General features: G+C 50.8%; 8 protein-coding genes and 1 pseudogene. 6 read left to right on the top strand and 3 right to left on the bottom strand.

The features are described from left to right. Both IKG78_RS05850 and hisD read left to right on the top strand, forming a co-directional pair. A partial coding sequence (locus IKG78_RS05850; RefSeq protein ID WP_290940795.1) for an alpha-isopropylmalate synthase regulatory domain-containing protein occupies positions 1-664 on the top strand: 664 nt, incomplete at its 5' end. A 23-nt stretch (positions 665-687) separates the two neighbouring features. After that, positions 688-1,977, top strand: coding sequence for a histidinol dehydrogenase (gene hisD / locus IKG78_RS05845; protein ID WP_290940792.1), 1,290 nt, complete (start codon positions 688-690; stop codon positions 1,975-1,977). A gap of 312 nt (positions 1,978-2,289) precedes the next feature. Here the strand turns inward: hisD and IKG78_RS05840 are convergent, their stop codons facing one another. The 3 genes from IKG78_RS05840 to IKG78_RS05830 are packed head-to-tail and all read right to left on the bottom strand — an operon-like array spanning position 2,290 to position 4,987. Beyond that, a complete protein-coding gene (locus tag IKG78_RS05840) occupies positions 2,290-3,627 on the bottom strand; it encodes a UTP--glucose-1-phosphate uridylyltransferase (protein WP_290940789.1) in 1,338 nt (445 codons plus the stop codon). Between the two features lie 47 nt (positions 3,628-3,674). Continuing rightward, positions 3,675-4,364, bottom strand: a complete 690-nt coding sequence (gene rpiA / locus IKG78_RS05835; protein ID WP_290940787.1) for a ribose-5-phosphate isomerase RpiA — start codon at positions 4,362-4,364, stop codon at positions 3,675-3,677. Continuing rightward, positions 4,364-4,987, bottom strand: coding sequence for an FKBP-type peptidyl-prolyl cis-trans isomerase (locus IKG78_RS05830; RefSeq protein ID WP_290940784.1), 624 nt, complete (start codon positions 4,985-4,987; stop codon positions 4,364-4,366). Before IKG78_RS05830 ends, rpiA begins: the two co-directional genes overlap by 1 nt. Positions 4,988-5,056: 69 nt before the next feature. Here IKG78_RS05830 and IKG78_RS05825 point away from each other — a divergent pair, with 69 nt between their 5' ends. The 4 genes and pseudogenes from IKG78_RS05825 to IKG78_RS05810 form a co-directional block, all read left to right on the top strand. Next, complete coding sequence (locus IKG78_RS05825) at positions 5,057-5,785, top strand: metallophosphoesterase family protein (protein WP_290940781.1); 729 nt, start codon at positions 5,057-5,059, stop codon at positions 5,783-5,785. Between the two features lie 155 nt (positions 5,786-5,940). Then, complete coding sequence (locus IKG78_RS05820) at positions 5,941-6,402, top strand: 23S rRNA (pseudouridine(1915)-N(3))-methyltransferase RlmH (RefSeq protein WP_290940778.1); 462 nt, start codon at positions 5,941-5,943, stop codon at positions 6,400-6,402. A 348-nt stretch (positions 6,403-6,750) separates the two neighbouring features. Beyond that, positions 6,751-7,242 carry a dihydrofolate reductase gene (locus IKG78_RS05815; RefSeq protein ID WP_290940775.1) on the top strand — a complete coding sequence of 164 codons (492 nt, stop codon included), beginning with the start codon at positions 6,751-6,753 and terminating at the stop codon, positions 7,240-7,242. Positions 7,243-7,316: 74 nt separating this feature from the next. Continuing rightward, a pseudogene (locus tag IKG78_RS05810) lies at positions 7,317-7,999 on the top strand (GGDEF domain-containing protein); the annotation flags it as partial.

Here is a 7,999-nt window from a genome sequence, read left to right as displayed (position 1 = left end):
TTCCGTGGGCAACGACCGCGTGTTCGTGACAAGCGACCAGGCCGGTGGTTCTCTCGTTGTCGAAAAGCTCAAGGCCATCAAGCCGGGTATCGACAAGAAAGATCCGCTGGTGGCAAGCCTCCTCAAGGAAATCAAGGAACGTGAAAATGCGGGCTGGCATTTCGACAGTGCCGAAGCAAGCTTCAAGTTACTCGTTTATCGCCACTTGGGAATGGTCAAGGAACCGTTCAAGGTCTTGAACTACCGCGTGATTGAAGATAAAACGCCGCAGGGCGTTTCTGTGTCGCAAGCGACGGTCAAACTTCAGGTGGGCGATCAGATTAGCCATCAGGTGAGCGAAGGCGACGGTCCGGTGAACGCACTTGATGCCGCCCTCCGCAAGGCGCTTTTGCCGTTCTTCCCGTGCATGGAAAGCGTGCGCTTGGATGACTTCAAGGTGCGCGTGCTTGGTTCTAACGTGGCGTCTGATGCGACGGTTCGCGTGTGGACGACGTTTGGCGATGAACACGGCTACTGGAACATGGTCGGCGTTTCGAGCAACATCATTGCCGCTTGCTGGACAGCCTTTGTCGATGGCCTTACGTACAAAATTTTGATCGAAGATAAGGTTATTACAAACGCTTACAAGCACATTGATGTGGGTTCTGCTTCTGGAACAAAATAAAGTTTTAATAGAGGTCTGATAAAATGCAAATCGTAAAAGTGACTCCGAAGTCTCAAGAAATTGAACGCATTTGCGGTCGTGAAGTTGCCCCGAGCAAGGAAATTCATGACAAGGTCATGGACATTCTCGCCGATATCAAGAACGGCGGTTATGCGAAGGCCGTTGAATACGCTCAGAAGTTCGATGGTCTCAAAGGCAAGAACCTTCGCGTGTCTGAAGCCGAAATCAAGAAGTCTGCCGCCAAGTGCCCGCCCGAAATGCAGCGTGCTTTGAAGCAGGCTATTAAGAACGTCCGCGATTTCCATGTGAACCAGATGGAAGATTCCTGGCTCATGGAAGGGAAGGACGGCGTGGTTCTCGGTCAGCGTATCCGCCCGATGAAGCGCGTGGGCCTTTACGTTCCGGGTGGTGCAGGAATTTATCCGAGCACGGTCATTATGAATGCGGTTCCGGCTATTGTCGCTGGCGTCAAGGACATCGTTGTCGTGACTCCGATCAAGGGCGAAATCAACCGCGCGGTGGCATTTGTGCTTTGCGAACTCGGTATTACCGAAGTTTATCACATCGGTGGCGCTCAGGCTATCGGCATGCTCGCTTACGGTGCAAAGGATGGCAAGGGCAAGGTCGTCGTGGAACGCGTCGATAAGATTGTGGGTCCGGGTAACGTCTTTGCTGCAGTCGCGAAGAAAGAAGTTTTTGGCATTGTCGATATCGACATGGTGGCAGGCCCGTCCGAAGTGCTCGTGCTCGCCGACAACACTTGCGATCCAGACTTTGTCGCTGCCGACCTTTTGAGCCAGGCTGAACACGGTTCCGGTTTCGAAGCCGCCATCTGCATTACGGATAACATGGAAACCGCGCAGATGATTAGCGAATGCGTTGATATCCAGGTGGAAAATTCCCCGAAGAAAGAACTCCTCACGAAGGTGCTCGACAACTTCGGTCGAATCCTCGTGGTGAAGGACTGGTTCGACGGTGTTGCCATTGCAAACGCTATTGCTCCGGAACACATGGAAATCATGACGGATGAAGCCGAATCGATGGCTGCTCAGATCGAAAATGCGGGTGCCGTGTTTATTGGTCCGTGGTCTTCTGAACCGGTGGGCGACTACTTTGCAGGTCCGAACCATGTGCTCCCCACAAACGGCACGGGTCGCTTCTTCAGCCCGCTTGGCGTCTATGATTTCCTCAAGCGCATGAGCATCATCAAGTACTCCGAAAAGGCTATCAAGAAGAATGCGAAGGCCATCGCTGTCGTGGCGAACGAAGAAGGCTTCATCCACCACGCCGCCGCAGTGCTCAAGAGATTGTAATTCAGAACGCTGAGCCCGCCGCAGTGCTCTCAGCCTGCCGAAATGCCCGCTGAAAGGGCGTAAAATGCGAAAAAATGATACCAAATGAGCCGAAAACTCCAATTTGGTATCATTTTCTTTATACAAATTAATCGTTTTTTGTGCAAATGAAGGCCGGATTTCTGAAAAAAATGATACCAAAAAGCAAGAAATGCTTTATTTGGTATCACTAGTGCTTGTCAATTGGTCCTTTTTTTATTGAACAAAGTAAAGAATGTGATACCAAAATGCCGAAAAAGAGCGATTTGGTATCAAAAAAGCGCAAAAACAAGCTTATTCTTCGTCAAATTCCAGAATATTTCTGCCGAGTTCGCGGTCAAAGACGCTCTGCTTGAGTCCTTCGCCCGCGTAGCTGATGGTCGGCGAAATCTCGTACAACTTCTTCTCGTCAATCTTGACGTGCGCCTTGCGGAGCCATTCGCGATGGAGCTTGCCAATCATGATGCGGGCTGTTTTCGGAGAATCGTTGCCCTCGGCATTCTTGACGGGGCTGAATTCTTCTTCGCGCACAACGCCGAACGGAAGCATGGAGCCGAGCTGCGGGAATGCGTCAAAGAGGAACTGTTCGAACTTGAAGCATTTTTCGATGCCGCAAACGGTTTTCCTTGCTGTGTGCCACGGAAGCTTGCTCGTCTGCAATTTGCGAAGTCCGCTGATTTTAAACAAGTGAATGGCGATGTTGCCGCCGTCGAACGTGAGGCTGCCATCGGCGTTCGTCATGTCGCGGAAGTTCTCTGGGAGGTCGCTGTATTCGACAACGCCCGGCTTCTTGTTCTGGAAGGCGAAAATGCCGACTTTTTCGTTCGGGCCGGCTTTGTGCACGACCTTCGATGCGCTGAGCATGCTGCCTTTTTCGGCAAGCGCTCCGATGAATGCCGGGTCGCAAATGCGGCAAAGTGCGTTATCGACGCTGTAGAGGAACACGTACTGTACGCCACGTTCCACAAGCCAAGCGAGCGTTCCGCTTTGGGCGAGTGCACGGAAGCAGCCGCCGTTTCCATCGGGCACAAGCGCCAAATGGTCTTCGCCATCGCGGACTGCCTTGCCATCTGCGGTGAGGGCGCAAATCGTTCCCTGTTCAAAGAATCGGATGTCTTCGCGGTTCAATCCAAAGAAATTGTTTTTTGCAAAAAAGTTGACTGTCGCTGCGTGATTCAGCGGGCTCGTCATGATGCACCACGGAATGGCGTGCCCCACGCGGGCGCCCAAGTTGCGCAAACGTTCTGCTTGCAGTTGGAACAAACTCTTGTGGCTCGGAAGCCCGATGTCGAACATGCCCTTCGGACCGTCGAAACCGAGGCGGGAGCCTTGTCCGCCTGCGACGAGAAATGCAGCGACTTGACCCTTGCCCAAAAGAATTTCGCCAGTCTCTTTCCAGAAATCGTAGCGGAGATCGTCGGTCGCGAGTTTCCACGGCATCGGCGTGAGGTCTGCAGAAACGTTGTCGCTCAAGCTGGCTGCGGATTTCTCGGCGTGCAACGCTTTCAGTTCTTGCCAGTCCTGGCTTAAAATGTCGCGTTCAAGATTTGCGCGGGCTTCGCCCGTCAATGTTTCAAAATGTTGGGCCAATTCCTGCTGGCCCGCTGCATTCAAAGTTTCAATGATATTCATGTGAAAAAATATAGAATAGACCGATGATTACAGATAAACGTCTGTTGCTAAAATTCAATCAAGCCCTTGGTTTCGTCAGCGAGGATGACCTTCGTTGCCATACCGATGAAGAGGCCGTGGCCGACGATGCCTACGATGTGTTCTAGGTCGCGGGCAAGCTTGTCCGGGTCTGCGATGGGGGCGAACTTCGCATCAGCGATGAGGTTGCCGGAATCGCTAATGACCGGGCCGTCCTTACCTGGAGCGCCCATGCGGACTTTGACTTCGCCGCCGAGCTTTTTAACGCGTTCTGTTACGACTGCGATCGCGCCCGGGATGATTTCGAGAGGAACCGCGAACTTGGTGCCGAGTTGCTGCACTGCCTTGCCGCTGTCCGCGATGATGACGTAGTTGTCCGTCATGGAGGCGACAATCTTTTCGAGGAGGTGAGCGGCTCCGCGGCCCTTGATGAGGTTTCGGTTCGGGTCGATTTCGTCGGCGCCGTCGATGACCATGTCGAGGTGGCTGACTTCGCCCATTTCCTTGAGCGGGATACCGAGGCTACGGCATTGGAGTGTCGTGCTCCAGCTGGTCGATACGCCAACGACGTGGATTCCTTCGTTCTTGATGCGTTCGGCAAGGCGGTTCACCATGTGGGCCGCCGTGCTGCCAGTGCCAAGCCCGACTGTCATTCCGTCCTTGATCATGTCTGCGGCACGAACGCCTGCAGCTTTCTTGAGTTCATCCATCGATGCCATTAGCGCCATCTCCTTTCGTTTGAATCAAAATTGTCGTCGCTGCGATTGTCAAAACTGTCGTAGCTATCGTAATCGTCATAATCGTCTTCGTCCGGGAATCCGGATTCCTGTTCGGTAAAACTCGATTCCGTAATATCGATGACTTCGACATTGAAAGTCAAGTCTTTGCCTGCAAACGGATGGTTGCCGTCAACGATAACGGTGTCTTCGAGAATTTCCTTGATGGTATAGATTCCATCGCTCTGGTCGTCGTCGTCCAGATTCAAGTCATCGACAAACTCGTCGGCAGTGTCCGGCAACTGGAATTCGCGGATATCGTTGTCTTGGAACATTTTGAGTTCCATGCCTAGCCAAAGTTCCCCGATTTCGCTGAGTTCTTCTTTGGGAACTGTAAGGATAAGATCTTGGCGGTATTCGCCGTATCCTAGTTTTGCAGGGATGAATGTTGTAAACTTTTCACCCAAGTGGCGCCCTGTCAATGCGTTTTCAAGGCCGGGGATGATGTTGTTGTAACCGTGGATATACACGAACGGTTGGGATGCCGGGACTTCTTCGAGAATCCGGCGACCTTCTCTGAGGGTGTAGGCAATGCTCACCTTCATCTTGTCTTGAATGACTACCATACGCCTACAAATTTAGTAAAAGTGCGCTATTTCGCTACTTACTTAAAATTGTTTTTCTAAATTACGGGTATGCTTTACGGTATTTGTTCTGATATCCATTCCAATGCCACTGCATTCAAGGCTGTTCTTGAATCCATGCACGATAATGGCGTTGAACGGAGAGCGTGTCTTGGAGATATTGTCGGTTATGGTGCCGATACGGATGAATGTGTCGATTTAGTTCGCGAAAATATGGATTTTTGCTTGATCGGGAACCACGACAGCGTGGCCGTCAAATACGAGTCTAGTGCGGGGTTCAACCCTTACGCCAAGCAGGCGATTGACTGGACGCAAAAGCACTTGTCCAAGGATTCTGTCGCGTACATCCGTTCGCTCCCGTACATCCACGAAGAAAACGATATTTGTTTTGTCCATGCGTCGCCCTTGTCTCCGGCAGATTGGGTCTATGTAAGCGATCTTGAAGAGGCTTTGAACGCGTTTGACCATTTTTCGGGGCGTTACTGCTTCGTGGGACATACGCACAGCCCAGTCATCATCGCGAGCCGCCCCTTGGCGATTCCGAAGATTCTGGACGAGTACGAGTACGTGATTGCGAATACGGAACGCTTGCTGGTGAACGTCGGCAGCGTGGGACAGCCCCGCGACCGCGACCCGCGTGCATGCTGGTGCCTCTTGGATACCGAGACCAAGTGCGTGCGTCTCATCCGCGTCGAGTACGACATCCGCGAAACGCAGAACCGCATGAAAAAAGCCGGAATGCCTTCGTTCCTCATCGACCGCCTGTCGGTAGGACGGTAGCTTAGACGAGAGAACGGTGCTTCGCACCTACAGACGAGAGACGAAAGAGGTTTTAATGAAATTTAGAAGAAAGAATGAAATTAATTTTTCGGCGACGAAGTCGCGATTATTTTTCTCTCGTCTTTCGTCTTTCGTCTAAAATCTATAGTCTAACTATGAAATGGATTCTAGCTGTTTTTGGTCGTGCGGGGTCGCCGCTTATCGCAGACGAAGTGGAAAAGTACGTGAAGCGTTTGCGTGGTTCCGCAAAGCCTCTTGAAGTGGTGGAACTCAAGGAATCGAAGCTCGACGACCACGCTCAGGCTCTTGCGCAGGAGGCCGCGTTGTTTGAAAAGAAGTTCCCGCGGAACGAATACAAGCGCGTCATCTTGTCCGAAGAGGGGAAGCTCATGGACACGGTGAAGCTTGCCGATACGCTTTCGGCGCGTTTTCCGGGAAACATTGTGTTTTTGATTGGATCGGCGTATGGCATCGACGAGAATTTGAAAAAGACGGCGGACTTGCTCTTGAGCTTGTCTCCTTTGACGTTCACCCACGATCATGCACGGATCATCACCGCAGAACAACTCTACCGCGTCCAGATGGTCATGCAAAACCACCCGTATCATCATAGGTAGTAGGAAGTAGTCGGTAGACAGTAGGAAGTGGTTAGTATGCAGTGGATAGTAAACAGGAAATATATTAAGTGGTTAGTAAGCAGTGGTTAGTAAACAGGAATTGCTATTAGAACATCTTTACTGCATTCCAAACCACCAACCACTAATCACTAGAAATCACTGGATTCTATCGGTCGCGACGCTCCCTCCAGGATGACAAATTCTTCCAACATTCAACTTCTAACATCTAACCTCCAACTTCTAACCTCCAACTTCCAACCTCTAACCTCCAACTTCCAACTTCTAACCTCCAACTTCTAACTTCCTACTTCCTACTGTCTACTAACCTCCAACCACTAACCACTTACTATGCTTATTTCCGCAATTGTAGCTGTTTCTGAAAACAATGTCATCGGGCGCGATGGGCACTTGCCGTGGCACCTTTCGCAGGACCTCAAGCGCTTCAAGGCCATCACGACGGGGCATGCCATCATCCTCGGTCGCAAAAACTACGAAGACATTGGTCGTCCGCTCCCGAACCGCACGAACTACGTGCTCACCCGCAACAAGGATTTCCAAGCTCCCGGTTGCATCGTCTGTTCGTCGCTTGGGGAGGCTATCGAGGCTGCCCGCAACGCCGGCGAGACCGAATGTTTTATCATCGGCGGCGCCGCTGTCTATCGCGAGGCGATGCCACTTGTCGAGAAACTTTACTTCACGAAAGTCCTTGCCCATGTGGATGGCGATGTCTTTTTCCCGGAATGGCAGTCTGAATTCACAAAAGAAAGCGAAGAACTGTTCCAAGCTGACGAAAAAAATGACTTTCCGACCGAATTTCAGATTTGGGTACGAAAAAAATAAGTTTCGTTTTCTGTTACATTTACATATTATATATTAATGTGTTGATGATTTTGAAAAAAAGACTTCCAAAAATTATGGTTGCGCTGTTTTCGGCTGCAATTGTTTTTTTGCTAGTCTTGAGTTTTAACGGGGCTTGTTGCGATGGTTTGCAGGATAATCGTATTCCTCTCGACGGCGGTTGGTCCGTTTCATTTTTGGATGTCCGCCTCCCTCCGTTAAAGCACATATCGAATTTCCGCATCCCTAAAAGGATAAAGCCGGGGGATACCATTGTTTATGAACGGAATATGAGGGGGGATTCGGTTCCCTTGCCGACGACGCTCCGTTTTCATGCCTATCATATCGCGCTGGCGGTTTATGTCGATAGTACTTGCTATTATCGCTACGGCTTTGACCGTTATGAGCAAGGAAAACTGGTGGGCAGCGGGATTCACATGGTGAACATGCCCGAAAATTTGGATCATCATACCATCCGCTTGGTGACGGTTGTGACGGAATTGGCTGCGGCAAAGTCGATTACGTCAGTTGAACTTTTACGTGTCGGCGGGATGACGGATTACTTTGCTAGCAATTCCTATTCTATTTCGATAGGCATATTCCTGATGTTCTTCGGGATGATCGCTTTTATCACAGGATGTTGCGTTGTCGGGTTTGACCGAACTTTCTACCGCCTCATTTTGATAGGTCTTTTTGCGTGCTTGATGGGACTGTGGACGCTGAACTACGCGAAAGGTATTCAAATTTTCTCCGCAAATTA

This window comes from Fibrobacter sp., from assembly GCF_017545445.1.
Classification (GTDB): Bacteria; Fibrobacterota; Fibrobacteria; order Fibrobacterales; family Fibrobacteraceae; genus Fibrobacter.
Note: the sequence above shows the minus strand (reverse complement) of the source record. Positions and strands in the feature narration are given on the sequence as shown.